The sequence below is a fragment of the Aquabacterium commune genome (assembly GCF_004362855.1).
Classification (GTDB): domain Bacteria; phylum Pseudomonadota; class Gammaproteobacteria; order Burkholderiales; family Burkholderiaceae_C; genus Aquabacterium; species Aquabacterium commune.
This window is the reverse complement of sequence record NZ_SNXW01000012.1, coordinates 39,792-65,204: the sequence shown is the minus strand read 5'-3', so window position 1 is coordinate 65,204 and position 25,413 is coordinate 39,792. Positions and strand designations below refer to the sequence as shown.

Here is a 25,413-nt window from a genome sequence, read left to right as displayed (position 1 = left end):
CATTACCATCATGAAGCTGACTTTCCTACGCCACGCTGCCCTTTGCCTTCTCCTCATTGGCCCGGTGACCGGTCACGCTGAAGTGCCTGAGCCAGCCGTGCGCCAGCTGTGGCAGCTAATCGATTACGTGGGTGTCGACTACAGCGGCGCCGTCAGCAATGGCACCGTGGTCAGCGCGGCGGAGTACGCCGAGATGGAAGAATTCGCCACCCGCGCACTGGAGCAAGCGAAGCAGTTGCCGGACGCCGCCGGCAAAGCCGAACTGCTCACAGCTGCGCAGCGGTTGCGGGAGGCAGTGGCACGCAAGGAGGACCCCAAGTCAGTGGCTGAGCTGGCCCGGCACGCAGCCAGCCTCCTGCTGGCGGCCTACCCGGTCCCCGTGGCACCCAGAAAGTTGCCGGAGATACGGCTGGGCCAGACGCTGTACCAAGCACAGTGCGCAAGCTGCCATGGAGCCGCGGGCAACGGCGACGGTCCTCTCGCGCCGAACCTCGACCCCAAGCCGATCGCCTTTACCGATCGCGAGCGGGCGGCCACACGAAGCCTGATGGCGCTGTATCAGGTGGTCAGCCAAGGCGTGCCCGGGACCTCGATGCCGGCGTTCACCGCGTTGTCTGACGATGATCGTTGGGCGCTGGCGTGGTACGTCGGGACGATGGCGAACGATGACGCTGCCCGTGAGCGCGGCGCGGCGCTGTGGCAGAGGGATGCGCGTGCCAAGACCCGGATGACGAATCTCGCGGAACTCACGACCCAGACGGAGGAAAGCCTGACGGCTTCTATGGGCGCCAACGATGCGCGGGACCTGATGGCCTACCTGCGAAGTGACAGCGCTGCGCTGGCAACTGCGAACGGCGGCGTGGCCCTGGCTCGCGCGAAGCTTCAGGAAAGCCTTGCAGCTGCCCGCGCGGGTAACTCGGCTGAGGCAACCCAGCTCGGCTTGTCGGCCTATCTGGACGGTTTCGAGCCACTGGAGCCCAAGCTGTCGGCGCGCAACAAGGCATTGATGACGGAGATCGAGTCGAGCATGTTGGCCTACCGGGCGGCGCTGGGCAACGGCCGGCTGGCCGAGGCAGAAGCCGCAGCAACGCGGCTTGACGGTCTCTTCAGCCAGGCTGAGAAGGAACTGGAAGCCGGCGCATCGGACGCTTCGACGACGTTCGTCGGCGCCCTCACCATCTTGCTTCGCGAAGGTGTCGAGGCGCTGCTGATCGTCGTCGGCATGATTGCGTTCCTGCGCAAGGCTGGCCGAACGGAGGTGCTCCCGCATGTGCATGCGGGGTGGGTGTCGGCGCTGGCGGCTGGCGGCCTGACGTGGGCCGTCGCCACCTACGTCGTCGGCATCTCCGGCGCCAGCCGCGAAGTCACGGAAGGCTTGTCATCGCTTTTCGCTGCGGTGGTGTTGCTGGCGGTCGGTCTGTGGATGCATCAGAAGAGCAGCGCCGGGCGATGGCAGGCCTACCTCAAGGAGAAGATGTCGTTGGCGATGTCGCGCAGCTCGGCCTGGGCGTTGTTTGGCCTGTCGTTCATCGCGGTGTACCGCGAGGTGTTCGAGACGGTGCTGTTCTTCTCGGCACTCGCGGTAGACGGCCACGAGGGCGCTTTGCTGGGCGGCCTGGCGTGCGGGGTCGCTGCGCTGGCAGTGATCGCTTGGCTGCTGCTGCGCACCAGCGCTCGTATGCCCATCGGCAAGTTCTTCGCGGTCAGCTCCATCGCCGTGGCTGTCATCGCCGTGATCCTGGCCGGCAAGGGCATGAGTGGTTTGCAGGAGGCGGGCTGGGTGTCAGCCAACCCGATCCCCTGGCCCCACGTTCAGGTGTTGGGGATCTACCCCACTGCCGAGACCGCAATCGCGCAGGTGGTCGTGTTGCTCATCGCCCTCGCCGGGTTCAGCATCAACGCGGTGCAAGCCCGACGGTCTGCTGCTTGAACTGGGACGCATGCGGCGCGCCCCTTCAGGTCAACAAATCACGCCCGATCAGGTAGATCGCCCAGGCGAAGGCGGCCGCTGTCGGGAGGGCGGTCGTCGCCATGCCGAAGCTCCGTGCACCCGCGCCCTTCGGATATCCCTGCAAGAAGGCAATGCGGCCAATGCCAAACAGCAACACCGCCGCCGGAATAAAAAACAGTGAGGCACCGGACACCAGGGTGGCAAGCGCCAGGTGTGCTCCTACGGCAAGGACGACCTGCTCCAGGGTGTTCTGGAGAAACGCCACCTTGATGGCGAGCGCAGGACTGGGAGCTGAGAAGGCCGAACCCCGATTGTCGTCAGCTGAACGGTACCGTCCCGACGACACCATGCGGACGGCGACCAGCAGCCAGACCAACACCAAAAGGTCGGCTTGGACTGCAAAGGCGATGCGTTCGGCCAGCGCCTCGGGCGGCTGGAAGAACCGTGGCAGCAACCAGCAGGACGCTGTGAGCACCGCCGCGCACAGCAAGGCAGACCATGCGGCACTCCGCAGGATGCGTCGCTGCTCGGCGACCAGGTCGACCTCACCCGACAGCGTCACCCTGTTGCGAACGGTCTTTGACATCGAGGGCTCCTGGCCAATAGCTTATCGGTGGGCGGACGGTGTCAGTGCACACGATGTGGGCGCTGCGCAGCGGTGCCGGGGGTACCCCGAACGTGGCGACGAAGGTGCGGCTGAGGTGGGCGCTGTCCGCGAAGCCGGCGAGATGCGCCGCCTCGGTGAGCGTGGCGCCGGTTGCAAGGGTGCGCACGGCACGCTGCAGGCGCAGCCACCGGACGAACGCCCGAAACGACAAACCGGACGCCTCCCGAAACCAATGCATGAAGTGCGAGCGCGAGAGCCCAGCGGCGGCAGCCGCGTCCTCGACACGTACCGGGGCCTCCAGCGCTTGCTCAAGCCATTCAAGTACCGCCGGCCAGCGCCCGGACTCCATTGGGAGGGGTCGCTCGTCTGGCGCTCCTGATGGGGGCTTCTCAAGCCAGTCCATCAATTCGCCTTCCAGGGCGGTCGCCTGGGTGGCGGTCAAGGCTCTCACATGAGGCTTTGAACACAACGACGCGTCACCGGTCAGCAGGTTTGTGTCGACGAACAGCATGCGAACGGGCTGTGCGGCCAGGATACGGTGCGGCACGCCGGCGGGCAGAACATGGCCAGGCGCATCCAGCGTGCCCCAGGCACCTTCGAGTTTCACGGTCCCCGTCGGGCACCACGCCAACTGGGCAGCCTGGTGCCGATGGGGGCGCCCAGGCAAGACGGGCCCCACGTAGACAGCCCATCCCCGGCCGATGCTCAACAGCGGGCGGTCGAAAAGCGCCCCAGCATCAGGCATCCGTCTGTCGAGCTGGCTTCCTGCGGAAAAGCTCGAACGTCACCAGAAGTGCCGCGCCTGCCGTGATGCCGATGTCCGCGATGTTGAAAGCCGGCCAGTGATGCGGACCCCAATGCAGGTCGATCCAATCGACGACGGCGCCCCGGCCGATACGGTCGAACATGTTGGCCAACGCGCCTCCCAGGATCAATCCAAAGCTGATCCGCTCAGCGTTCGAGGTGGACGCACGCCGGAGCATGACGAAGAGGAACGTCGAAGCCGCCAGCGCGATGGCGATGAAGAAGTAGCGTTGCCAGCCGCCCTCGTTGTGCAGGAAGCTGAAGGCGGCGCCGCGGTTCAGCACATGCACAATGTTCAGCACGGGCGCCAGTTGATGCGTCGCCCCGAAGTCCACCGTCGCGACGATGGCCGCCTTCGTCGCCAGATCCGCGCCGAGAACTGTCGCAGCCAGCACAAAGCCCTGCCGAGCGCCGCGGTCAGGCTCCATGGCTTCGATCCTCTGGCTTGGAACTGCGCAGGAGCCGCAGCCCATTGAACACGACCACCAGACTCGCGCCCATGTCGGCAAGGATGGCCAACCAGAGGCTCGCATGGCCGGTGAAGGCCAGCACCATGAAAATGACTTTGGTCCCGATCGCGAAGGCAATGTTGGCCTTGAGCACGCCGCCCACGCGGCGCGACAAGGCAATGAATTCGGGCAGCTTGCGCAAGTCGTCCTGCATCAGCGCGACGTCGGCCGTCTCGATGGCGGTGTCGGTGCCGGCCGCGCCCATCGCAAAGCCGATGTTCGACTTCGCGAGGGCCGGTGCGTCGTTGACACCATCCCCCACCATCCCGACGGGACCCTGGGCCGCAAGCTTCTCGATCGCCTCCAGCTTGTCCTGGGGAAGCAGATCGCCGCGCGCGTCGGTGATGCCCACCAGCGCAGCCACGGCCGCGGCGGTCTTGCTGTTGTCGCCCGTCAACATCACCGGCTCCACGCCAAGTCGCTTGAGCGAGGCGACTGCCTCCATGCTGCTGTCACGCACCGTGTCGGCCACGGCCAGCACCGCGAGCGCGACCTTGTCAGTCGACAGCACCACGGCAGTTTTTGCCTGGGCTTCCAGCTGTTCAAGCTGAGCCTTGACTGCCTCTGAAGCGACGCCCAACTCCGTGGCCAGGCGCTGGTTGCCGATGTAGTAAGTCTGGCCAGCAATATCGCCTTTGACGCCGCGGCCTGCCAACGCCTCGAAGTTCTGGACATCGGCGTGCGGCTGATCTCCATAGGCTCGCACGATGGCCGTGGCCACGGGGTGCTCCGACAAGGCGTCGATGCTGGCGGCAATGTGGAGCGCCTGCGCGGGCGACAGTTCACCGATGGGCAAGTTGTCCGTCAACGCGGGGCGGCCATGCGTGAGCGTCCCGGTCTTGTCCAACGCCACCGCCCGCAGCAGGCGCCCCTGCTCAAGGTACAGGCCACCCTTGACCAGGATGCCTCTGCGAGCCGCTGCAGCGAGGCCGCTCACGACCGTGACCGGCGTCGAGATCACCAAGGCGCACGGGCATGCGATGACCAGCATGACCAGCGCCTTGTAGGCCCAGTCGAACCAGACACCGCCAAAGAACAGAGGCGGAATCACGGCGATGCCCACGGCCAGCGCGAATACCACCGGCGTGTAGATGCTTGCAAACTGATCCACGAAACGCTGGGTGGGCGCGCGCTGTCCCTGCGCCTCCTGCACCGACCGCGCGATGCGATCCAGCGTGGTGTTGCCCTTGCGTGAACGCACTTCGAACTCGAGCGTGCCGCGTTCGTTGATCGTGCCTGCGAAGACGGTGTCGCCGACCTGCTTGGCCACGGGCATGCTCTCGCCCGTGATCGGAGCCTGGTTGACGGCGGACGATCCGGATTGGACGACGCCGTCCAGCGCGATGCGCTCGCCCGGGCGCACCCGCACCAGGGCGCCCAACTCGACGGTCTCGGCCTTGACCTCTTCCCAGCGGCCATCCGGCTGCTTGACCAGGGCCGTTTCTGGCGCCAGTTCCATCAAGCTGCGGATCGCATTGCGAGCGCGATCAAGGCTGAGCGCTTCGATCATCTCGGCGATGGCGAACAGCCAGATCACCACGGCAGCTTCCGGCCACTGTCCGATGAGCGCTGCGCCGATCACGGCGATCGTCATCAGCAAGTTCATGTTCAAGGACAGCGTCCGCAGCGCGATCCATCCCTTCTTGAGGGTCTCGACGCCCCCTAAGGCGATGGCCGCCAACGAGGCGCCGACCACGGGCAAGGAGGTCTCACCGAGGCCGGCGAATGCCATGGCCTCAGCCCCGAGCGCAAGGACGCCGGCGGCTCCCATCTTCAGCCACTGCGTCTTCGAGATGCCAGATCCGAACTCGCGGGTAACGGGTGGCGCCGGCTGGCTGCTGTCTTGCAGGACGGGCGACATGCCCAGCCGGCCGATGGCCGCCGTGACTGGCGCCAGGTCGTCCAGCGTATGGGCAACGGTCAGCTTGCGGCTCAGGAGGTCGAACTGCAGGGCAGTCACGCCTGGCAGGCCTTCCAAGGCCTTGCGAAGCAGTGCCTCCTCGGTGGGGCAGTCCATTTTTTCAATCAGGTAGATGGCCTGGCCCTTTGGACTCGCGCCGGCCTCCCGCTCGACGGTGGCTTTCATGCCGATGTCGCGCAATGCGTCCAGCACCGGCGCGGGGTCGCCCAGGCGGTGCTGAACGGCCAGCCGGCGGTTGATGAGGTCGAAGTCGAGTTGGTCGACGCCCTCCACGCGGCCCAGGCGCTTGCGGATCAGCGCTTCCTCGGTGGGGCAGTCCATGTTCGTGATGACGAACTGGGTCGTGTTGCCGGTGGCGGACCGAGATAGCGTCGTTGTCGACGTGCCGCACGGGCAACAAGCGGATATCGCATTGTCAGGTGGCGGCACTTTGGCGACCGGCGTTGCGGCAGGTGCAACCACCGCCCCGGCCAGGCGGGCATCCATGCCGATCTCGCGAAGCTGCGTGAGGATCGACTCAGACGAAGGCAGGGTGTGAGACACCTCAAGCCGTCGTGTTGGGAAGTCGAAAGACAACCCTTTCACGCCGTCGAGCCCTTCGAGCCTGGCCCGGATCGCCTTTTCCTCGTCGCGGCAATCCATGTTCGAGACGGTGAACGCCGCAGTCGATGTGGCGATACGAGCGGCACCGCAACTGGATGCGCATGGAGCGCCGCAAGACGATGACGTATCGGCATTGGGACTGACCTCCAAAATCGCTTTCATGCCGATGCCCGTCAAAGCGTCGAGCAGCGGCTGAACCGTGGCGAGGGTGTGCACGACAGTGAGGCGACGCTGCGGCAGATCGAACGCCAAGGACTCGACGCCAGGGATCTCGGCGAGCCGTGCACGGATCGCTGCCTCCTCGTTGCGGCAATCCATGTTCGGAATCTTGAAGGAGGTGGCGCTGCCGGCCGAGCTGGCGCCAGGGAGCTGTTTTTGAGTTGTCATGGTGCGTCCGTTGATCTGCCGTGATTGCACACCCTGTAGCGAGTAGAGAGTCAAGGCGTCTATTTTTCGTCGTCTTGATCCGCAGCTTCTGAAGCTTCCGACAGGATCTCCCTGCCGCCGTTGGCGGCGATGCCGCAGACGACCAGTCCGAGTACCAGGTCGGGCACGTTCGAGCCCCACCACATGACCAGTGCGCCGGACAGCACGATGGCCAGGTTCACGATCGAATCGTTGCTGGTGAAGATGGCCGACGCCTTGAAGTTCACATCCTCGCCGCGGTGCCGCTTGAGGAGGCGCAGGCACACCAGGTTGAGCGCTGCGTTGACGGCCGCCATGGCCATCATGGCCGGGCCGAGCGGCGGTTCGCCACCAAAGAACCGGCGCAACACCTCGACCAGCAGGAGCACCGCCAAGCCGATCAGCAGCCAGCCCGAAAGCCGGGCCGCACGAACCTTGATCGTTGCCGAGCGACCAACGGCGTACAGGCTGACGCCGTAGACGCTGGCATCGGCAAGGTTGTCGAGCGCGGCGGCGATCACCGCCGTGGAGGACGCCATCAAGCCGACCGTGACGCCGGCGATGCACTGGCCAAGATTGATGAGCAGCACCTTCCACAAGATGCTGCGGTCGGCCGCTTTGTTCCCATCCAGACCTGAGCCTTCGTCGTCGGCTTGCTTCTCGGTCATCGCAGTCCTTTCCGTGCTGCAGGCGATTTCACAACCTGTAGTCGGTGGAGTGTCAAGCGCAACGCAACAGCTCGTTTGTTCAAGCCGAACGCAGACCGCGTGACGAGACTGCTCGCAACCAAAAGGCAGGAGATGAAATGAAACGACTCGTCAGGTTTGGCGCCTATCCCCTGGCCATGGCACTGGTGATTGCGGGCGTGGCGTGGACCGGCCAGCAGAACTATCCGCTGGCATGGCTGGCTGTCTTGGCTGCGTCGGGCATGGCCGCAGTCGCAATCTTCGAGCGGCTTTTGCCGTTCGAACGGCGGTGGCAGCGCGCGGACTGTGACTTTCCAGCAGACGTCGCCCACGCGATCGTCAACTTGCTGGTCATGCACGGGGCGATCTTGGGCTTCGTCGTGATGCGCGGCCAGCTTGGGTGGAGCGGGCTGTGGTGGCCGTCGGACTGGCCGTTCCTGGCACAGGTTTTTCTGGCGGGCTTGCCGCTTGACCTGTCCCTTTACGCCGTGCACCGCCTGAGCCACCGGCACGGCTTGCTGTGGCGCTTGCACAGCATCCATCATTCGTCGCGCCGCCTGTACTGGCTCAACGGTGAACGCCGGCACCCTCTGCATGCCGCAATCATGGCTGGTCCGGGGCTCCTGATCCTTGGGATCCTGGGCGCGCCGGCAGAAGTTGTCGGCGGGTGGTTTGTCGTCCTTGCCGTCCACCTGGCGTTCCAGCACGCGAACCTTGACTACCGCGTGGGTGCACTGCGCTACCTGGTCGCAGTGGCGGAGGTACATCGCTGGCATCACCGCGAGCGCTTCGAGGATGCGCAGGTCAACTTCGGCGAGTTCTGGCTGGTTTGGGATCACCTGTTTGGCACCTTTCACCGACCCACGCCACCGCTTGGACCGGTTGGCATCGGGGGCAATCCCGTGCCGGTGAGCTACACCGCCCAGTTGGCTTTCCCGTTCAGGAGAACCGGACACCAAGCTGTGGAATGAACCCGCCCGCACAAGCCTTGCAAAAGACCGCGCGCTGCCGCGTTTCATTCCAGCGGACATCAGCCGCGGCGGCATGTCCGTCATCATGTTTTGGCCGCAGAGCCGTGCCTAGGCGCTTGCGACGACGCCGGCGGTCGCGGTGCGGGGGCTGTCCGCGGCTGCGTCTTACGCTTGGTGGCCGACGCCGCTGAGAACTGCTGATGTCTATGATTTGCGACCTGAGCTAAAACTGCATTGCTCCGGCTCTACCCTCATGCATGACTTCTGCGCACACGACATACGACGGCTGGCCCTGACGAAGGAAGGGGAGCACCAGTGAATGGCCCAGGCGCCATCCAGGACTACGTCCTTGCCGCGGATCGCGAAAACACGGTCCGCAGCTATGCCAATGCCATCAAGCATTTCGAGACGACCTGGAAAGGCTTGCTGCCGGCGACCAGTGACAGCGTCGCCCGCTATTTGGCCGAACACGCCACGACGCTGAGCATCAGCACGCTGCGCCAGCGCCTGGCCGCGTTGTCCCGGTGGCATGCCGACCATGGCTTCCCCGATCCCACGCGGTCCGCATTGGTCCAGCGGGTCTTCAAGGGGGTGAGGGTCAAGCACGCCACGGCCCAGAAGCGAGCCAAGCCCCTGGAGCTAGAGATTCTGGAGCAAGTGTCAGACTGGCTATCGGCGGCACAAGCCACGGCCGGCAAGCTCGGCCGCAAGACCGAGGTGCTGCGCCGCACGCGCGACCGTTCGTTGTTGTTGCTCGGCTTCTGGCGAGCATTTCGCGCCGATGAGCTCACCAGCATGCGCATCGAGGAGGTCGAGGCACGGCGCGGTGTCGGATGGACCTGGCGACCACGGCGCACCAAGACGGTGGCGGAAGGAGAAGACCGCGAGTTCGCGTGCCCAGCCTTGTCTCGGCTTTGCCCGGTTGATGCGTACGTGGACTGGATCCAAGCCAGTGGATTGAAATCGGGCCCTGTGTTCCCGGCTATCGACATGTGGGGCAACGTCTCGGACAGTGCCATGCAACCTCAAGCCGTGATCCCGTTGCTGCGCAGGATCCTGCAGGACGCCGGCGTCGATGCGGCCAGCTCGTATTCGAGCCACTCGATGCGGCGTGGCTTCGCAAACTGGGCCACGTCCAGTGGCTGGGACGTGAAGGAACTGATGGCGCACGTCGGCTGGCGCGACGTCGGCACGGCGGTGCGCTACATCGACGCGTCCCAGGATCGATTTAAGGCCAAGTTCGAGCAGGGCCTTGCGAAGTCTGCGCCGGAGCCCGCAGCCACAACAGCGCCGGCGGCCCCGTCGCCCGCACCGGTCGCCGTCATTCACCTGCGGATGCTCCTGACCAAGCCGGGCGGCTCACGCAAGGGCACGGAGCGCGCCCAGCAGCAGATCCAAGCAATGCACCTGAACAAGTACGGGGTGCGGCCGATCGACCAGGACGGTAGGCGTTTTGAACTTCGAGTGCCTTTCCAGGACCGCGAAGCCTTGGACGACACTCTCTTGGAGCTCTTGGACGAGCTTTTTCGCACTGCCAGCAGCTGCAGTTGCGTCCTTGAGGCGTCATTGCACGAACCTGCGACCGACGCGACCTGGGACTGATCCCGGTGACCGTCCCGGATCCAAAACAAAAGGCTTGTCAAAGTGATCGTTCTGAACACCGCAAAAGAGCTGGTACGGCTGGAGTCATGGGACGACATTGAAGGCCGTCCCGGCTATTCAGATGAGCTGGATCCGTCTCAACACAAGCTGAGTTCAATCATCGGCCAGTACGCCTTTCAGGCGCAGATCCGCTGCGGCTTGTCGAACTGCCACACACCGCACAACCGTGGCTATCTGGTCGTCACCCAGTCAGGGCGCGAGACCAACATCGGCAAGGACTGCGGGAAGCGCTACTTCGGTGTCGATTTCGAGAACCTCGCGGTTCGGTTCGACCGAGACATGCGCGAGAAGCTGGCCCGCGAGAACGTGGGGAACTTCCTGCTGCGACTCGACGAGACGCAGCAGCGACTGAAGGACGTCCTTGATGGTGATCGAGCCGGCGCGTGGGTCTACAAGACGTCACGACCGCTGTTGGAGTCTGCCCGAGGAGTGCCGAGCGACATCGTGCGCGCTGTTGCCGCCATGCTCAAGAACGGCCAGTCGCTCCTGACGAAGGACCGCCCAGCGACCGAGCGGGAAACGCAGATTGCCGAGGCCGGCGGCAATCGGGTAAAGCGACCGCACATGATCACGGAGCCGATCGCGGAGATCCGGGGGTTGGAAGCACTGCGCGAAGAGAACAACCTGCGCAAGCTGTTGATGGTCGACCTGGACACCAATCTGAAGGCTCTGGAGGGATCGGACGTCGACACGATGCAGCCCGCGGATGTCATGCGTTGGTCCAAGTGGGTCAATTCGGTCGATGCCGGCTTCGACCGAGCTGAAGCAGCCATTCGATCAGGCCATGAGTTGCTGACTGTCGAAAATTTGCGCCCGTTCGAGGAGATCCTCAAAGAGCCAGCAGACCGACAGCGGTTCAACGCGTTCTTAAAAGGCCTCGGCTGATGACCTCCCGGCCGGCCGCTTAGGCAGCGGCGTGGGCTCGCCTCTTCGGCTGCTTGGCCAACAAGGTGTCCGCAAAGGGGTCGAAGTTGAACGAGATGATCCCCCGAAAGTTGATGTGCTCGAAGTGCACGGGCCCCATGCGGCGGATCCAGGCGTCCTCGGTCGGCTCCTTCCTCGCGCGCCACGTGTCGACTACCTCCTGCATCTTCATGGTGTTCCAGGCGATGACGACGTTGGTGAGCAGCGTGTGGGCGCCGGAGATGGCCATCAGCTCATCGCTGCGGCGGGCGCGCGTGACGCCGATGCGACCGTGGTAGACGGCCCGCGCGAGGAAGTGAACTGACTCGCCACGGTTCAGCAAGGCATGCATCTCGCGCCGAAACTCTGGGTTGGTGAAGTAGTCGCACAGAAAGATGGTGCGCAGCAGTTTGCCGAGCTCGTCGGCGGCCGCATGCACCGGGTCGCCTTTGGCCGCGCTGCCGAGCCGCGAGAGCGCCTCTCGGGCCGTCAGCTTGCCTTGGCGGATGGAGGCGATCAGCCGCAGCAGTCCGTCCCAACCCTCACGGATCTTTTTCAACGACACCTTGCCGACGTTCAGCCGTTCCAGGTCCTCGGGCACCTGGGTGCCCCAAGGCAAATAGATCTTGCGCTCGGACAAGCGCTGCAACCGCACGCACAGGTCGAAGCCAAGCAGCTTGGAGATCGACATCGCTGCATTGGTATAGCCATGGGTGTCCACCGCCAGCAGCTGTAGTCGGATCTGATCCTCACGGCGAGAGACGTTGTACGCCTCGGCGCCGTGGACGGCGCTGCCGGCCTGGCGGTCGTTGAGGACGATGGGCTGGTCGTAGAAGAGGCTCCACGTGTCGCTCATGTGGACGTAGATGCCGATGCCGTGCGTCTTGCGGCGATGCTCGACCCGCGCGCTGTGCAGGTGGCGGGATGTATCCAAGGTCATCGCGTCCGCCGAGGCCTTCTCGCCGCTTCCCCACAGCGAAGCGATGGGGAAGGACTGCTGGAACTCGACGACTCGGTTGTTCGCGTCCCGCAGCCGGCCACGAGCCTCCATCGCTCGCATGGCCGCCGTGATCTGGGGCACCTGCAGGCCCGGGATCATGGCGCACACGCCCTTGGCCGTGTTCTCGGTGCCATGCGCAAACAACGCGCCGTACAGCGCCTTGAGTTCGTCCAAGGTCTTGGCCTGGCGGCCCAGCAGCACCTCGCTCAGCCCGGTTCTTGCGTCCACCTCGACCAGCATTTCGGCGAACTGCTGGTCGCCAATCTGCTGGAACATGGTGTCACGCGTCCGCGAAACTTCCGGCTCGACCTCCAGCGCCTGGATGGGATCGATGTGCATCTCGCCCTTGTTGTCGACGGTGACGATGCCATTCCTTATCGACTCGCCAAGCTGCTTGATGCATTCATTCAGGCGGGTGAGAACGCGCTCCAGGTACTTGTCCGGGTCGTCGGTCAAGCTCAGCGCCCGGATCAGGGATTTGGAGTTTTCTTCCCATTCCTTGGGCGGGATCAGTTGCTGCTCCTTGCTCTGGTGCTTGGTGCTATGGGCGATCCAGAGGTTGCCGGCGTTGACGCCTTTGCGGATGGAATTCATCGCGCATGCCCTGAGGGCGGCCAGTGCCTTCTTGCGATCGGGGTCCGCCAGCAGGTTGTGCCACGAAGGATCGGCCATCGACAGGTCGAAGTCGTCGGGCAGGGTGGTAGCGCCGCGCTCGTTGAGAGACTTCAGCATTTGGAGCTGCTGCATCGCCTTCTCGTCGTCGGCGCCGCGGATGTCCAGGATGGACAGCGAGTTCAACAGCGCGGTGACGCGCGGCGCATCGTCGTTCACGAGGGATTCGCGGATCAGCGACGCCCGTGTGCCGGAGAAATCCGGCTCATCCGTCGGCATCAACTCCCGCAGGGCGGCGACGATCTCCTTGTCCTTGAGCTGGCCGTCGTAGAGGATGGACTTGACCTTCACACGTTCGGCACGAAGGTCGACGGCCGTGCCGGCTTGCTTTTGCATCACTCGGCCGGAGGCCTTGCGATTGAGGTCGACGGCGCAGCGGCCACCAACATCGGTGGCCATGTCGTTCAGGTCGAGCAGCGTGACGTAGATGAAAGCGCACAGCTGCAAGGCCTGTTGCTGTTCACTGAGACGCTTGGTGTCGGACGGCGCGCGAGCGACCACCTCCTGGCTATAGGCCCTTAGCCGCGCCAGTGGCACACCGTCGAGCTTCCACTGTTCGGTGTCCCATTTCTTGACGCACTGGATCTTCTCGATGATCTCTTTGAGGGTGGCGCGGCCGTGCTTGCCAGGCGAGGTGCGCAGCCATTCGAGGATGGTGACGCTGCCGGGGCCGGGTCGCTTGGCAAACAGCTCCCGTATCGCGGCGCTGCGATTGGCGGCCGGCACGCCAGTCAGCACGGCTTGGATCGCTGCGGCTTCATGGGCTGCGAAGGCCTCGCGCGCAAGGTCTCGGATCACGCGGTCGCTGGGCAAGACTCGCCGCTTCTCGTAGAGCCACATCTCGCCTTGCTTGACCAGGTCGTCGACTGAGATGGCGGTGGCCGACAGTCGGTGCAGCGAGTCGAGCAGGGTGGCCTTGACGTCGTCGTCGACGAGGTGGAAGCCAGCGCGAGTTCTTGCCCATTCCTTGTGCTGGCCGCTGGTGTGAGCGTCCTTGTACAAGGAAGCGAGTGAGGCGATGTCCGTCGCCCGCATGCCCATGGCTGAGGTCATGTAGGCGAGAAGCGCCTTCGGGATGCCGGTCAGCGCATCAGGGGCGCGGCCTGTGGCTCGCAGCACCACCAGCTGGTAGGCGGCGCCGATGCGGGCGTTGCCCCGGAACCCGTCTTTAAGTTCGAGGAGATCGTCAGCGCTCAGGCCAAACGACTCTTCAACGTCGCGCGCAGACAGAGTCTTGGGAAGAACATCCCGGCCGACGAACCGCAAGTGGAAACTGGGCAAACGCGTCTCCTCACGGCCCGGGCGTTGTCAGGCCTGGCGCAGGAGACTACCTAACGCGTTTGTCACGCCCGAGACGGGAAACAATTACGGGAATACCCGCAGCCCTTAACCCCAGTCTGTGCACCTAAACCGAGATCACCCCTCCCGCCCGCACAAAGGATCGAATGAAAACTCTTGCCAACCCTGGCCGGCGCCAACTGGCTTCGATCTGTCTGGCCTTTTGCACGCTGCCCGCCGCATTCGCCGCCCAGGCCCAGACGGCCGCCCCGCCGGCGCTGGAACTGGTGGTGCTGGGCTCGGGCGGCCCGGGTGCCACCGGCCGTGCGGGTTCGGCCTATGCCGTGTTGGTGGATGGCGTGGCGCGTGTCTTCGTCGACGCCGGCCCGGGATCTTTCGTGCGCCTGGGTGAAGCCAAGCTGGCGCTGGGTCGGGCCGACATCGTGCTGCTGACGCACCTTCATGTGGACCATGCCGGTGGACTGCCAGGCCTCTTCAAGGCCCGTGCGGTGTCCAACCGCGGGCCGGTCGATTTCAAGATCTTCGGGCCGGCAGGGCGGCGTGCGCTCGATGCCGACGATGCCGACTTCCCGGCCACCAGCCGCTTCATCGACCTCTTGTTCGGCAAGCAGGGCGCCTTCGGCTACCTGAAGGACTTCTCGGCGCCGCTGCGCTTTCAAGTGAACGACATCGACGCACCCGCCACGGCGTCAGCCCTGCCCGAAGTGCACACGGTGTTCGATGAGGGCGGCCTGCGCATCAGCGCCGTGGCCGGCCACCACCGCGACGCACCGGCAGTGGTCTACCGCATCGACCACGCCGGCAAGAGCATCACCTTCAGCGGCGACATCGACGCCAGCGGGCTGGCGGGTCTGCGGCGAATCGCCCAAGGCACCAGCCTGCTGGTCTTCAACAGCGTGGTGCTCGACCCACCCGGCTCGCCCGACGTGCTGTACACCTTGCACACGCCACCCAAGGCCATCGGCGAAGTGGCCGATGCGGTGCGCGCCGGCCAGCTGCTGCTGAGCCACCTGTCACCTGCGCTCGACGCGCAGCGTGATGCCGTCAAGGCGTCGATTGCCGCGCACTACGCCGGCGGGGTGGTGTTTGCGCAAGACGGTCAGCGGCTGGCGCCCTGAGGCGCGCAGCCGCCGGCGATAGTGCCGGTACCAGCCCCCAGTTCGACGCCCGTGCCCACCGACCCCACGAAGGTGATCACGCGAGCCATGCCGTCGGGCCGCAGGAACACGGCGGCGTCGAACTTCATGCGCTGGCCGCCCGATGGGCTGCCGCTCACGAAACCTTCGGTGCCGACACCGCGGTCCAGGCCCCGCAAGTAGAAGGCGCCCGCCGTGGTGCCGAGGGCGTCGGCAAAGGTGCCCGAGAAGCTGAAGGTGTCGCTGGCCGGGTCGTAGCCGGCGAACGCGCTCGCCACATCCACGTCGCCGTTCTGCGGACCGATGTACGTGGGCAGTAGGTCGCCAATGGGGTCGGTGATGCCTTGCGCCAGCGCACCGGTCGCGGCGGTGAACAAGCTGGCCAGCAGCAGGAAGGTCAGGGTTCGCTTCATCGGAGCAATTGGTGGAGCGTGTCGGGCGGGTCAACTGCCGATGGCGTGACAGAAAAAGTTTTTGCGTGGACCGGAATAGACCGCCTGCCGGCGCCGTCTGCCCATGTGTCGGGACCTCATGGACCCTTCATCCACCACCGACCACCCCTCACTTCACATCAAGCCTTCAACGGAGCCCTCCATGTTCAAGACATTCGCCTTTGCCGCCACCGCCCTGACGCTTGCCGCTGGCAGCGCCTTCGCCGCCCCTTCCGACGACGCCCGCACGCACTTCCAGGCCATCGCTTCGGGCGACACCCAGATCGTGATGCGCGCCTACGCCGACCAGGCCCAGCTGAACTGGGTCGGCGGCCCGCTGGACGGCACCTACGCCACCACCGACGCCATCCGCGGCACCTGGGAAAAGTTCGGCAAGGCCGTCGGCCCGCTGAAGCTCACCATCGGCTCCATCGAAGAATCGGCCAACCCCAAGGGCTCGACGGTCTCCGCCAACGTCGTCTTCGAAGGCAAGCAGCCGATCAAGGTGCGTTACGTGCTGACCTACCGCGAAGGCAAGATCGTCAGCGAAACGTGGCAGATCGACCCCAAGCTGAACGTCGCCCTGGCAGCCACGGCCGAAACCGCCGGCAAGACCGCGACCTACTGATCCACCAGCGCCGCGCCGCACCGGGCCAGACCGGGGGCGGTGCGCACCTGCGTCGTTCGGGTTCATTCCCCGCAGTTGACAACGGAATACCCGCAAGCGCCCGTGCGTCTACCCGTTTGCAGTGGTCGAGCCACTGCTCACCCATCCCCCCAGGAGTTCCCCATGCGACACCCGCTTTCCAAATTTTCGGCTGTGCTGATGCACGCTGCTCTCGCGGCCGCGGCAGGCCTTGCTTCACTGCCCGGCCACGCCGCAGACGGCGCTGAATCCCTGACCTACACCAACATCACCAAGATACGCGACGGCATGGGCGCACGCGGCGACCTCGCACCGATCGCACGCATCGTCTCGCCGCTGGCGGATTCGCAGATCGTGCCGGGCGAAGGCCGCATTGGCGCAGGCAGCGTGAATGGCACCGGCTTCGTGTTGAACATCGAGGTCGTCACGCGCGACGCGACACCGATCGCCGCGAAAGAGTCGCTCAACATCAGAAACACCGCGCTGCTCGGCCAGATCAACCCGAACATTCCGGGCCTCTATGTCTTCCTCGACACCGACCTCGTCAAGCCCGACGGTGGCGTGATCCCGAAGAACACCAACCTGGCGAACCTCTTCAACATCCTGGGCACTGACGACACGCCGGGCGCGGGCGTGACGCTGTGGCTGGGCTGGCACGTGCTTGAATCGCTGCCGCTCGACACGAGCCGCTTCAACATCACCACCGCCGTGGTCGACACCGCCGGTCGGATCGGATTCGACCGGGTCTCGATGGCGGTGCTGCGCGGCGGTATCACATCGGGGCAGGCACTGACGCCCCTTCCGATCGATGTGTTCGATGACGGCATCGACGACGCGGACGGACCGGAGGTGACGATGATCGCGCCCCGCGTGCCGTCGCGTGTGTCACCTGGGCCGCAAACCGGCAATCCGACGCCGCCTGCGAATGCCTCGCTGTTCTTCATTCAAGTGGCGGCGCTGGACCGCTCGCGTCACGGCATCGGCGTCAGCGAAAACGGCCAAGGCACGGCGGCCCGCTCGGTGTTGGGAACCATCCTGGATGGCAGCCAGATCCAGAACCCGATCACGCACCCCAGCAACGGCACGAACCGCAATTTCCCGGGTCTGAACGTGACCTTCGACGTGCCCTTGCGTCAGCCCAACGGCAACGTGGTGCCGGCGGGCTCGAACCTGGCGCCGATCTTCAACGTTGCCGGCAGCGAGCTGGACGCTGACGGCTATGTCGTGACGACGGCCGATTGGGTGGTGGGGGGATCGCTCCTGATGCCTGCGGGCAAGCGTTCGGTCACGATCACCGCCCGGGTCACCGACAACGCCAACCGCACCCGCAGCGTCAGCCACGTCGTGGGCATCAGCCCGGTCGAGAACGGCCAAACCCTGACGCCCGCACCCTGAGAACGAGGCCGCGCGGCTCCGACCATGGAGCCGCGCTGGACGCACAGGGCAGCGGCAGCCTGCCACCCTGCACAACCAACACCCCATCTTTTTTCACGCCTGCGGAATAAAAGGCCCGAGCGTGCCGTCTGCCCCGATGTGAGCAACATCTCACCCACGCTGCCCGATCCGCCACCACTTCCACGGAGCTTCCCATGTTCAAAACCCTCGCCATCGCCGCATCTGCGGTAACGTTTCTGGTCACTGCCGGCTGTGCCAACATGGTCGAGCCGCCTGCCAAGGCGCCCGCCATGTTGTCTGGTGGCGCGCTCGTCACACCCGCTGGCATGACCCTCTACACCTTCGACCAGGACGTGGCGAACAGCGGCAAGAGCGCCTGCAACGGCGGCTGCGCCGCGCTCTGGCCGCCGATGATGGCCACCGCCACCGACCGGACCACGGGTGCCTACAGCATCGTCACTCGCGACGATGGGTCACGCCAGTGGGCCTACAAGGGCAAGCCGGTGTACACCTACAAGGCCGACCAGAAGGCCGGCGACCGCAGCGGCGACAACTTCAAACAGGTCTGGCACATCATCAAGGAATGACGCCTGTACACCCGCCTGCACACCCAGCTTCGCGCGGGCTCGACCCATCGTCAACATCCTGATGAACGACGACCATCAACTGCTGAGCTGGGTGCCGCGCCTGCGCCGCTATTCCCGGGCGCTGGTGAACAACCGTGACGACGCCGACGACCTGGTGCAGGACACGCTGGAGCGGGCCTGGGCCAAGTCGGGCCTGTGGGGCGGCGTGGCGGACATGCGCGCCTGGCTCTTCAGCATCATGCACAACCTGCACGTCGATGGCGTGCGCCGGCCCAGGCTGCACACCGTGACCATGGACGATGACACCCCCGAGGTGCCGGTGATGCCGACGCAAGGCGACAGGTTGGCGGTGCTGGACCTGCAGGCCGCGCTGGACCTGCTGCCCGTCGAGCAGAAGGAAGTGCTGCTGCTGGTGACGCTGGAAGACATGGCCTATGCCGACGTGGCGCAGGCCCTGGGCATTCCCATCGGCACGGTGATGTCGCGCTTGTCGCGCGGCCGTGAGCGCCTGCGCGGCCTGATGGAAGGTCGTGCCGAACCCGTGCGGCTGAAGGTCGTCAAATGAATGCATTGCGAAGCACCCTATGAGTACCGATCGCCCATCGCCGCCCACCCTCCCGCCCACCCCCCCGGTCACCGAGGCCGAGCTGCATGCGTTTGTCGATGGCCGTCTGCCCGCAGAGCGTGAGGCCGAGATCGCCGCCTACCTGGCCGCGCGCCCCGACGATGCGCAGCGCGTCGAGGCCTACCGTGCGCAGAAGCGCGAGCTGCCCGCCCTGTTCGACCCCGTGCTGGACGAGCAGCCGCCGCAACGCCTGCTGAAGTCGGCGCGCCCGCGCGCCGTAGCTCCAACGCCCTGGTACCTGCAGCGCCTGGCCGCCGGGTTGGCCATTGCCGTCATGAGCGGCGCCACCGGTTGGGGGCTGCGCGGCGTCGGGCCCGGCGCCGGCGGTGACGATGCGGCGCGCATGGCGGCTGTGCAACCGGCTCCGGGTGGCCTGACCCTGGTGTCTGCCAGCGGCTTCGCGCAGCGCGCCGCCGTCGCGCACGCGGTCTACAGCCCCGATGCGCGCCGGCCCGTGGAAGTGGACGCCGCGCACGAAGACCAGCTCGTGGCCTGGCTGTCCAAGCGCATGGGCGCGCCGATGAAGCCGCCGCACCTGCAGTCGCAGGGCTACACGCTGGAGGGCGGACGCCTGCTGCCGGGTGGCCAGGGGCCGGTGGCGCAGTTCATGTACCGCAATGAACTCGGCAGCAAGCTGACGCTGTATGTGTCCAACGACGTCGCTGACGTGGGCAGCGCGGCCGGGCCGGGCGGGGCGCCCCAGCCGGGCGCGAAGAACGCCGACACGGCCTTCCGCTTTGCGCGCGAAGGCGCGGTCAATGTCTTCTACTGGGTTGACGGGCCTTTCGGCTACGCCTTGTCGTCAGACGCCGACCGCAGCGTGTTGGCGCAGGTGTCGGCCGCGGTTTACCAGCAGCTGGGCGCCCGGCGCTGATGGCCGCGGACGGGCCGGTGTGGCACTTCTTTTAGTCGGCAGTGGAATCAAACGGCGCGCGGCGCGCTCTTGGTCCACACGTCCACACGTCCACACGTCCACACGTCCTACCGGCGCAGGCTGGCAGGCGCCCGAACCCAGCCCGCCACCGGAGACGCCATGCCCACCCTTGCCCTGCCCTTGAGCTTGATGCTCAGTCTGACGCTGGCCCTGGCCGGCTGCCAGACGCCGACACCTGCAGTACCCGCATCTGCACCGCCCGTCGAGAAGCAGGTGCGCGTCAACGACACCGACATCCGCTACATCGAACAAGGCCAGGGCGTGCCGGTGGTCTTCGTGCACGGCTCGATGAGCGACCAGCGCGTGTGGGACGCCTACCGCCCGCAAGTGGCGGCGCGCTACCGTTACATCGCCGTCAACCAGCGCTACTTCGGCGTGCAGCCATGGGACGACAGCGGTGCGCGCTTCTCGCAGCCCATGCACGCCGCTGACCTGGCAGCCTTCATCCAGAGTTTGGGCGCCGGCCCGGTGCACGTCGTGGCCTGGTCCTACGGTGGCTCGGTGGCCACGCTGGCGGCCAGCCAGCACCCCGAGCTGTTCCGCAGCCTGACCCTGCATGAGCCCACCATCGGCAGCCTGATCACCGGCACGCCCGAGGGCAAGGCCGCCATCGCGGCCTTCGGCGGCGAGGTCGGCCGCATCCGCACCGTCGCCAACGGCGGTGACACGCCAGCGGCGATGCGCCAGTTCTGGGAATTCGTGCTGAAGCTGCCGCCGGGCGGCTTCGACGCCGAGCCCGTGGCGCTGCAGCGCATGGTGCTGGACAACCAGCGCACCGTGCCGCTGACCCTGAACGCGCCGCCACAGCCCATCAGTTGCGAGATGGTGGGTGCCATCCGCGCACCGGCGCTGGTGACCGTGGGCGCCGACACGCGGCCCTTGTGGGCGCTGTCCGCTGCCGCCTGGCAGCGCTGCGCCGCCCAGGCCGAGCTGGCCACCATTCCGAACAGCAACCACGACGCCGTCGTGCGTTCACCGCAGGCCTTCGCCGCGCTGCTGATGCCTTTCCTGGCGCGGCATTGACCGCTCCCCACTCCACATCGAAAGCACCCATGACCACCCAACGCCGCGACATCCTCAAGTACTCGCTCGCCGCTGCTGCAGCCAGCGCGCTGCCCGCAGTGCAAGCCCAGGTACCAGCCGCACCCGGCACCGGATCCGGTACCGCAGCCGGCCCCGGCATCGACCCGCGCGACCGCGTCTTCATCACCAACGAAGACTCCAACACGCTCGTCGTCATCGATCCCAAGACCAACACCGTCGAGAGCACGATCAACCTGACCAGCTTCGACGAAGACCCGCGGCCGCCGTTCCGCTACGTCACCGCCGGCGTGGCGCCTACGCACGCGGCGATGATCCACAAGCCGCTGTACCACGGCTGCATCGACGCCCACGGCGCCGTGCCGTCGCCCGACGGCCGGCTGCTGGCCACCAGCGGGCGCGGCTCCAGCAACATCTACCTCATCGACGCCGAGCAGCGCCGCGTGATCGGCAACACGCCCAACCCGGCCGCCGGCCCGACGACCAACCCCGAGCGCCTGAGCAGCGGCCTGCTGCTGGGCCGCGAGCCGCACGAGCCCACCTTCACGCGCAACGGAAAGGAGCTCTGGGTCACGCTGCGCGGTGAAGACCGCATTGCCATCCTCGACGTCGACCGCGCCGTGCGCCAGTTGAAGGGCGCCGACGGCGCGGGCTCGACGGCCGTCCGCCAGCTCCTGCCGACGCTCAACGGCCCGGCCCAGGTGTGGTTCAACCGCGAAGGCACGCTGGCTTTCGTGGCCAGCCAGAAGGTGTCGCAGGTCGACGTGTTCCGCGTCAACGCGGGCGCCGATGGCCGCAGCCAGCCGCAGCGCGTGACCACGCTGGACATCAGCGCCCAGGACAAGCCCGGCTTCACACCCTTCATGAAGACCACGTCCGATGGCGCCGAGGTGTGGTTCTCGCACAAGCTGGCCGATGCGCTGTCGTGCCGCTCGACGCAGGGCGGCTTCGATCTTGTCGACAGCGTGCCACTGGGCATGGGCGCGCGGCCCAACCACGTCGAGTTCGTCAGCAACGCGCGCGGCAGCGTGGTCTACGCCAGCCTGGCGCGCATCGACGACGGCGGCCCTGGCGGCGTGGCATCCAGCCCCATCGCCATCATCGACCGCAGCGCCGCGGGCGGCCAGCGCAAGGTGGTGGGCACCTTCTTCAGCCACGGCCGCGAATCGCACGGGCTGTGGACCAACCCCGAGAACACGCTTCTCTACGTGGCGCACGAACAGGACGAACTGCCCGGCACGCCCAACGCCGGCCAAACGGTGTGCAGCGCTTTCGACGTGAGCGACCCGTTCAAGCCGGCCTTCATCGCGCAGATTCCGCTGGGTAACCTGGCCCTGCCTTCGGGCGCATTGCGCAACAAGAAGAGCATCAACCTTGTCTACGTGCGCGTGGGTGCGAAGGGCCAGACCGCATGAAAGGCATGAAGGGCAGCCGCGCACAGCTTGGAGTCAATGCCTTCCAGCGCGAGATGGACGAATCCATGGCGCGCATGATGCAAGACATGCACGGCCCGGGCTACGTGGGCCAGGCCGACATCGACTTCCTGGCGATGATGATTCCGCACCACGCCGGCGCCGTCGACATGGCGCGGCTGGTGCTGCAGCACGGCCGCGACCCGGCCACGCGTCAACTGGCGGAGGAGATCATCGCCGGGCAGACCATCGAGATCGAAAGCATGACGCGGCGGCTGGCGGCTTTGCGCAAGCCGTCCGGCACGGGTTCGGCGGCCGAATTCCCCTCGCTGGGCGGCACGCGGGGGCCTTGATTGCTGGGCTCAGGGTAAGCACTGACGATGGCCGTGGAATGAACAGCAGCGCCGGTCGCTCTTGATCACCATGCTCTTGCAGTCTGCCGAGTCCCGCTACAACGCCTGGGTGCGGGACCACTACCGCTTTTTGCTTCGCAGCGCCTGGGCGCTGACCGGCTCGCGCGCGATCGCCGAAGACGTGGTGCAGGACTGTTTTGCCAACGCATGGAAACACCGCGAGCAGTTGCGGGATGGGGCGTTGGCACGGGCCTGGCTGTTCCAGATCATGCGCCGCGCCGCCTTCCGCCAGGCGGTGCCCAGCATGCAGTCGCTGGACGATGAAGAGCAGCCCGAGCAGACCGCGCCTGACGCCGGCTTGGACGACAAGCTCGATGTCGTCAAGGCACTCGCACGGCTGGCGCCCATTCACCGCGAAGTGCTGGTGCTGTTCTATTTCGACGACATGCCGACTGCGCAGATGGCCGAGGCGCTGGAGATCGCGCCGGGCACCGTGCTGTCGCGCCTGGCCCGTGCGCGCGACGCGCTGAAGCAGGTGATGGGCGTGCCCGTGCGGGCGACCAGCGGCGGCCAGGTCACGCCGTTGAGGAAGATCCAGACATGACGCCCGAATTCCGACCCCCCGAGTTCCCCGACAGTGACTTCGACCTGCGCGCACGCGCCGAGCTCGCGCTGGCTTATCCCGCCGACGCCGCCCCGGCGCACCTGTTCCGCAAGGCGCAGCCACTTCTGGCGCGGCGCAGCTTCCAGCGCGCTGTCCTGGGCCTGCTGCTGGCCGGCAGCGGCACTGGCGCCGTGTTGGCCATGCGCCCGCCCGAACTCGTGCGCGGCGCCATCGAGCACGAATACTTCGAGCGCACATTGCGCGGCACCTTTATGGACAGCGCGCCCTTGCTTCAGCACCTGGGGCTAGGTGGCAAGCAAGTCGTGCCGGGCTTTCCGCAGCTGATGCGGCCTTGCGACATCGACGGCCACCTCGTCTACCACCTCACCACCTTCTTCGAGAAGGGCGGCATGGTCACCGTGTTCGCCTTCGACAAGGCGGTGGCGCTGACGGAGGGCAGCGGCTGGTGGGGCAACGTGCACTGGAAAGTCATCACCTCGCGCGACGGCAAGCCGCTGGTGCTGGTGGCGCAGAAGAAGCAGGCCCTGGCCGTGGCGCAAAGCCAGTTCGGTCCAGCCACCGACATGTCCCCACCGAATTCCACACCGACCCCCAAGGAGACCCGATGAACAAGACCTTGAACTCGCTGCCGCGGCGCCAGATGCTGGCCGGCAGCGCCAGCGCCCTGGCCGCGGCCGGCCTGGCCACTTTCACGCGCGGTGCCGCCGCGGCTGGCGAAACCCCAGTGGCCAGCGCCACGCCCAAGCCGCTGCCCGCCTACGTGGCGTGGAAAGACCCGGCCAGCGTCATCGTGCACAGCAGCACCACCATCGAGACCAAGCGCGCAGCCTTCGGCAGCGGGGTCATCACGCCGGCCGAGCAGCTCTACATCCGCAACAACCTGCCGGCGCCCGACGCGTCCATCGTCGCCGACCGCGACGCCTGGCAGGTGGCCATCGAAGGCGTGAAGGCGCCGCGCATGCTGACGCTGCGCGAGCTGAAGACGATGGGCGTGGAGACGACCGCGATGGTGCTGCAGTGCTCGGGCAATGGTCGCGGCTACTTCCCCAGCAAGCCCAGTGGCACACCCTGGCAGGTGGGCGCGGCGGGTTGCGTGATGTGGACCGGCGTTCCGGTGCGCGTGGTGGCCGAAGCGCTGGGCGGCGTCGTGCCGGGCGCCGGTTACCTGACCGGCACCGGCGGCGAGAAGCTGCCCGAAGGCCTGGACCCGCTGAGCATCATCGTCGAGCGCTCGGTGCCGGCCGCCGCGATGGCCGACGCGCTGCTGGCCTGGGAGATGAACGGCGTGCCGATCTCGCTGGCCCACGGCGGGCCGCTGCGCCTGATCGTGCCCGGCTACACCGGCGTGAACAACATCAAGTACATCAAGCGCCTGGCCTTCACGGCCAAGGAAACCGAGGCGAAGATCATGTCGCACGGCTACCGCATCTCGCCGCCGGGCGGCAAGGGCGAACCCAGCCAGCCGTCGGTGCAGGAGATGACGGTCAAGTCGTGGATCAACTCGCCCGCACCCGACGCAGCTGGCGTGAGGGCCGGCCTGGTGCAGGTGCAAGGCGTGGCCTTCGGCGGGCTGAACGGCATCAAGCGCGTCGAGGTGTCGCTGGACGGCGGCAAGACCTGGAACGACGCGCGGCTCACCGGGCCCGACCTTGGCCGCTATGCCTGGCGCCAGTTCGTGCTGCCGGCCAGGCTGCCGGCCGGCAGCCACACGCTGGCCAGCCGCGCCACCGACACGGCAGGCAACGTGCAGCCCGAACAGCGGATGGAAAACGCCGGCGGCTACAACAACACGAGCTGGGCCGACCACGCCGTGAAAGTGACGGTGGCCTGATCATGCGCAGCACCATCCAGCAGCGCTTCATGTTGCATGCAATGAGGGTCGCGTCGGTGCTCGTCGCCGGCTTGGCGCTGCCCGTTCTACCCGCGCTGGCGGCCGACGACAGGGCGCAACTCGCGCTAGGGAAGAAGCTGTTCCTGCAAGGCGTCGTCCCGTCGTGCGCCGTTTGCCACACCTTGCAGGCCGCGGGCGCCGAGGGCGCCGTCGGCCCGGTGCTGGACGAGTTGAAGCCCGACGCTGCGCGCGTGGCGAAGGCGCTGCGCAACGGGCTGGGCCAGATGCCTTCGTACAAGGACAAGCTCACCGATGCAGAGATTGAGGCTCTGTCGCTGTATGTGTCGAAGGCCAGCGGGGGTGCCAAGTGAGACTTCAGGTGGGTGGAATCTGTGGTGCATCCC

24 protein-coding genes are annotated in these 25,413 nt (G+C 66.3%); 17 read left to right on the top strand and 7 right to left on the bottom strand.

What is annotated here, in order from left to right; translation table 11 throughout:
* The first annotated feature begins 10 nt into the window (after positions 1–10).
* A complete protein-coding gene (locus EV672_RS16590) occupies positions 11–1,930 on the top strand; it encodes a cytochrome c/FTR1 family iron permease (RefSeq protein ID WP_133611104.1) in 1,920 nt (639 codons plus the stop codon).
* A 25-nt stretch (positions 1,931–1,955) separates the two neighbouring features.
* On the opposite strand, the gene EV672_RS16585 is transcribed toward EV672_RS16590, so the two are convergent.
* From EV672_RS16585 to EV672_RS16565, 5 genes are all read right to left on the bottom strand, one after another.
* Positions 1,956–2,537 carry an MAPEG family protein gene (locus EV672_RS16585; RefSeq protein ID WP_133611103.1) on the bottom strand — a complete coding sequence of 194 codons (582 nt, stop codon included), beginning with the start codon at positions 2,535–2,537 and terminating at the stop codon, positions 1,956–1,958.
* Entirely contained in the window at positions 2,497–3,165 is a 669-nt protein-coding gene (locus EV672_RS16580; protein WP_166643618.1) for a helix-turn-helix transcriptional regulator, read from the bottom strand. The genes EV672_RS16585 and EV672_RS16580 overlap by 41 nt, the downstream gene beginning before the upstream one ends.
* 130 nt (positions 3,166–3,295) lie before the next feature.
* On the bottom strand, positions 3,296–3,790 hold the full coding sequence (gene lspA / locus EV672_RS16575) for a signal peptidase II (RefSeq protein ID WP_133611101.1): 495 nt from the start codon (positions 3,788–3,790) through the stop codon (positions 3,296–3,298).
* Entirely contained in the window at positions 3,780–6,782 is a 3,003-nt protein-coding gene (locus EV672_RS16570) for a heavy metal translocating P-type ATPase (RefSeq protein ID WP_243738733.1), read from the bottom strand. Before EV672_RS16570 ends, lspA begins: the two co-directional genes overlap by 11 nt.
* A 59-nt stretch (positions 6,783–6,841) precedes the next feature.
* The gene (locus EV672_RS16565) at positions 6,842–7,468 is read right to left on the bottom strand and encodes a cation efflux transmembrane domain-containing protein (RefSeq protein WP_133611100.1); all 627 of its coding nucleotides are present in this window, start codon (positions 7,466–7,468) and stop codon (positions 6,842–6,844) included.
* A 137-nt stretch (positions 7,469–7,605) separates the two neighbouring features.
* On the opposite strand from EV672_RS16565, the gene EV672_RS16560 reads away from it, so the two are divergent.
* From EV672_RS16560 to EV672_RS16550, 3 genes are all read left to right on the top strand, one after another.
* A complete protein-coding gene (locus EV672_RS16560) occupies positions 7,606–8,457 on the top strand; it encodes a sterol desaturase family protein (RefSeq protein WP_133611099.1) in 852 nt (283 codons plus the stop codon).
* 315 nt (positions 8,458–8,772) lie between these two features.
* A complete protein-coding gene (locus tag EV672_RS16555) occupies positions 8,773–10,059 on the top strand; it encodes a tyrosine-type recombinase/integrase (protein ID WP_243738732.1) in 1,287 nt (428 codons plus the stop codon).
* Positions 10,060–10,101: 42 nt separating this feature from the next.
* Complete coding sequence (locus EV672_RS16550) at positions 10,102–11,004, top strand: hypothetical protein (protein ID WP_133611098.1); 903 nt, start codon at positions 10,102–10,104, stop codon at positions 11,002–11,004.
* A gap of 19 nt (positions 11,005–11,023) precedes the next feature.
* On the opposite strand, the gene EV672_RS16545 is transcribed toward EV672_RS16550, so the two are convergent.
* Positions 11,024–13,975, bottom strand: a complete 2,952-nt coding sequence (locus tag EV672_RS16545) for a Tn3 family transposase (protein ID WP_133611097.1) — start codon at positions 13,973–13,975, stop codon at positions 11,024–11,026.
* Between the two features lie 164 nt (positions 13,976–14,139).
* Between EV672_RS16545 and EV672_RS16540 the strand changes: the two genes are divergently transcribed.
* Positions 14,140–15,111: an MBL fold metallo-hydrolase gene (locus EV672_RS16540; protein WP_133611096.1), complete on the top strand. Its 972-nt coding sequence runs from the start codon at positions 14,140–14,142 to the stop codon at positions 15,109–15,111.
* On the opposite strand, the gene EV672_RS16535 is transcribed toward EV672_RS16540, so the two are convergent.
* The gene (locus EV672_RS16535) at positions 15,093–15,542 is read right to left on the bottom strand and encodes a hypothetical protein (protein WP_133611095.1); all 450 of its coding nucleotides are present in this window, start codon (positions 15,540–15,542) and stop codon (positions 15,093–15,095) included. The two genes, EV672_RS16540 and EV672_RS16535, sit on opposite strands and share 19 nt — an antisense overlap.
* A 181-nt stretch (positions 15,543–15,723) precedes the next feature.
* Between EV672_RS16535 and EV672_RS16530 the strand changes: the two genes are divergently transcribed.
* From EV672_RS16530 to sorU, 12 genes are all read left to right on the top strand, one after another.
* Positions 15,724–16,188 (top strand): nuclear transport factor 2 family protein, encoded by a 465-nt coding sequence (locus tag EV672_RS16530; RefSeq protein WP_133611094.1) that lies wholly within the window; start codon positions 15,724–15,726, stop codon positions 16,186–16,188.
* A 162-nt stretch (positions 16,189–16,350) separates the two neighbouring features.
* On the top strand, positions 16,351–17,601 hold the full coding sequence (locus tag EV672_RS16525) for a hypothetical protein (RefSeq protein WP_133611093.1): 1,251 nt from the start codon (positions 16,351–16,353) through the stop codon (positions 17,599–17,601).
* A 260-nt stretch (positions 17,602–17,861) separates the two neighbouring features.
* Positions 17,862–18,188 (top strand): COG4315 family predicted lipoprotein, encoded by a 327-nt coding sequence (locus tag EV672_RS16520; protein ID WP_051495650.1) that lies wholly within the window; start codon positions 17,862–17,864, stop codon positions 18,186–18,188.
* 61 nt (positions 18,189–18,249) lie between these two features.
* The gene (locus EV672_RS16515; protein ID WP_133611091.1) at positions 18,250–18,753 is read left to right on the top strand and encodes an RNA polymerase sigma factor; all 504 of its coding nucleotides are present in this window, start codon (positions 18,250–18,252) and stop codon (positions 18,751–18,753) included.
* Positions 18,754–18,772: 19 nt separating this feature from the next.
* A complete protein-coding gene (locus EV672_RS16510) occupies positions 18,773–19,687 on the top strand; it encodes an anti-sigma factor family protein (RefSeq protein ID WP_133611090.1) in 915 nt (304 codons plus the stop codon).
* A gap of 159 nt (positions 19,688–19,846) precedes the next feature.
* Entirely contained in the window at positions 19,847–20,770 is a 924-nt protein-coding gene (locus EV672_RS16505) for an alpha/beta fold hydrolase (RefSeq protein WP_133611089.1), read from the top strand.
* 29 nt (positions 20,771–20,799) lie between these two features.
* Positions 20,800–22,203, top strand: a complete 1,404-nt coding sequence (locus EV672_RS16500; protein ID WP_133611088.1) for a YncE family protein — start codon at positions 20,800–20,802, stop codon at positions 22,201–22,203.
* Positions 22,200–22,553 carry a DUF305 domain-containing protein gene (locus EV672_RS16495; protein ID WP_133611087.1) on the top strand — a complete coding sequence of 118 codons (354 nt, stop codon included), beginning with the start codon at positions 22,200–22,202 and terminating at the stop codon, positions 22,551–22,553. Before EV672_RS16500 ends, EV672_RS16495 begins: the two co-directional genes overlap by 4 nt.
* A gap of 70 nt (positions 22,554–22,623) precedes the next feature.
* Positions 22,624–23,157: an RNA polymerase sigma factor gene (locus EV672_RS16490; RefSeq protein WP_166643617.1), complete on the top strand. Its 534-nt coding sequence runs from the start codon at positions 22,624–22,626 to the stop codon at positions 23,155–23,157.
* Positions 23,154–23,786, top strand: a complete 633-nt coding sequence (locus EV672_RS16485) for a hypothetical protein (protein ID WP_133611085.1) — start codon at positions 23,154–23,156, stop codon at positions 23,784–23,786. Before EV672_RS16490 ends, EV672_RS16485 begins: the two co-directional genes overlap by 4 nt.
* Positions 23,783–25,009, top strand: coding sequence for a SorT family sulfite dehydrogenase catalytic subunit (gene sorT, locus EV672_RS16480; RefSeq protein WP_133611084.1), 1,227 nt, complete (start codon positions 23,783–23,785; stop codon positions 25,007–25,009). Before EV672_RS16485 ends, sorT begins: the two co-directional genes overlap by 4 nt.
* A 2-nt stretch (positions 25,010–25,011) precedes the next feature.
* A complete protein-coding gene (gene sorU / locus EV672_RS16475) occupies positions 25,012–25,380 on the top strand; it encodes a SorU family sulfite dehydrogenase c-type cytochrome subunit (protein WP_133611083.1) in 369 nt (122 codons plus the stop codon).
* Positions 25,381–25,413 lie beyond the last annotated feature (33 nt).

What these genes read in the sequence shown, in the direction of transcription:
- EV672_RS16565 (WP_133611100.1), bottom strand. Translation starts at nt 7,468, where the DNA reads ATGACCGAGAAGCAAGCCGACGACGAAGGCTCAGGTCTGGATGGGAAC.
- sorT (WP_133611084.1), top strand. Translation starts at nt 23,783, where the DNA reads ATGAACAAGACCTTGAACTCGCTGCCGCGGCGCCAGATGCTGGCCGGC.
- EV672_RS16570 (WP_243738733.1), bottom strand. Translation starts at nt 6,782, where the DNA reads ATGACAACTCAAAAACAGCTCCCTGGCGCCAGCTCGGCCGGCAGCGCC.
- EV672_RS16530 (WP_133611094.1), top strand. Translation starts at nt 15,724, where the DNA reads ATGTTCAAGACATTCGCCTTTGCCGCCACCGCCCTGACGCTTGCCGCT.
- EV672_RS16515 (WP_133611091.1), top strand. Translation starts at nt 18,250, where the DNA reads ATGAACGACGACCATCAACTGCTGAGCTGGGTGCCGCGCCTGCGCCGC.
- EV672_RS16500 (WP_133611088.1), top strand. Translation starts at nt 20,800, where the DNA reads ATGACCACCCAACGCCGCGACATCCTCAAGTACTCGCTCGCCGCTGCT.
- EV672_RS16560 (WP_133611099.1), top strand. Translation starts at nt 7,606, where the DNA reads ATGAAACGACTCGTCAGGTTTGGCGCCTATCCCCTGGCCATGGCACTG.
- EV672_RS16490 (WP_166643617.1), top strand. Translation starts at nt 22,624, where the DNA reads ATGCTCTTGCAGTCTGCCGAGTCCCGCTACAACGCCTGGGTGCGGGAC.
- EV672_RS16495 (WP_133611087.1), top strand. Translation starts at nt 22,200, where the DNA reads ATGAAAGGCATGAAGGGCAGCCGCGCACAGCTTGGAGTCAATGCCTTC.
- EV672_RS16590 (WP_133611104.1), top strand. Translation starts at nt 11, where the DNA reads ATGAAGCTGACTTTCCTACGCCACGCTGCCCTTTGCCTTCTCCTCATT.
- EV672_RS16510 (WP_133611090.1), top strand. Translation starts at nt 18,773, where the DNA reads ATGAGTACCGATCGCCCATCGCCGCCCACCCTCCCGCCCACCCCCCCG.
- EV672_RS16525 (WP_133611093.1), top strand. Translation starts at nt 16,351, where the DNA reads ATGCGACACCCGCTTTCCAAATTTTCGGCTGTGCTGATGCACGCTGCT.
- EV672_RS16540 (WP_133611096.1), top strand. Translation starts at nt 14,140, where the DNA reads ATGAAAACTCTTGCCAACCCTGGCCGGCGCCAACTGGCTTCGATCTGT.
- EV672_RS16585 (WP_133611103.1), bottom strand. Translation starts at nt 2,537, where the DNA reads ATGTCAAAGACCGTTCGCAACAGGGTGACGCTGTCGGGTGAGGTCGAC.
- EV672_RS16535 (WP_133611095.1), bottom strand. Translation starts at nt 15,542, where the DNA reads ATGAAGCGAACCCTGACCTTCCTGCTGCTGGCCAGCTTGTTCACCGCC.
- EV672_RS16505 (WP_133611089.1), top strand. Translation starts at nt 19,847, where the DNA reads ATGCCCACCCTTGCCCTGCCCTTGAGCTTGATGCTCAGTCTGACGCTG.
- lspA (WP_133611101.1), bottom strand. Translation starts at nt 3,790, where the DNA reads ATGGAGCCTGACCGCGGCGCTCGGCAGGGCTTTGTGCTGGCTGCGACA.
- EV672_RS16520 (WP_051495650.1), top strand. Translation starts at nt 17,862, where the DNA reads ATGGTCGAGCCGCCTGCCAAGGCGCCCGCCATGTTGTCTGGTGGCGCG.
- sorU (WP_133611083.1), top strand. Translation starts at nt 25,012, where the DNA reads ATGCGCAGCACCATCCAGCAGCGCTTCATGTTGCATGCAATGAGGGTC.
- EV672_RS16485 (WP_133611085.1), top strand. Translation starts at nt 23,154, where the DNA reads ATGACGCCCGAATTCCGACCCCCCGAGTTCCCCGACAGTGACTTCGAC.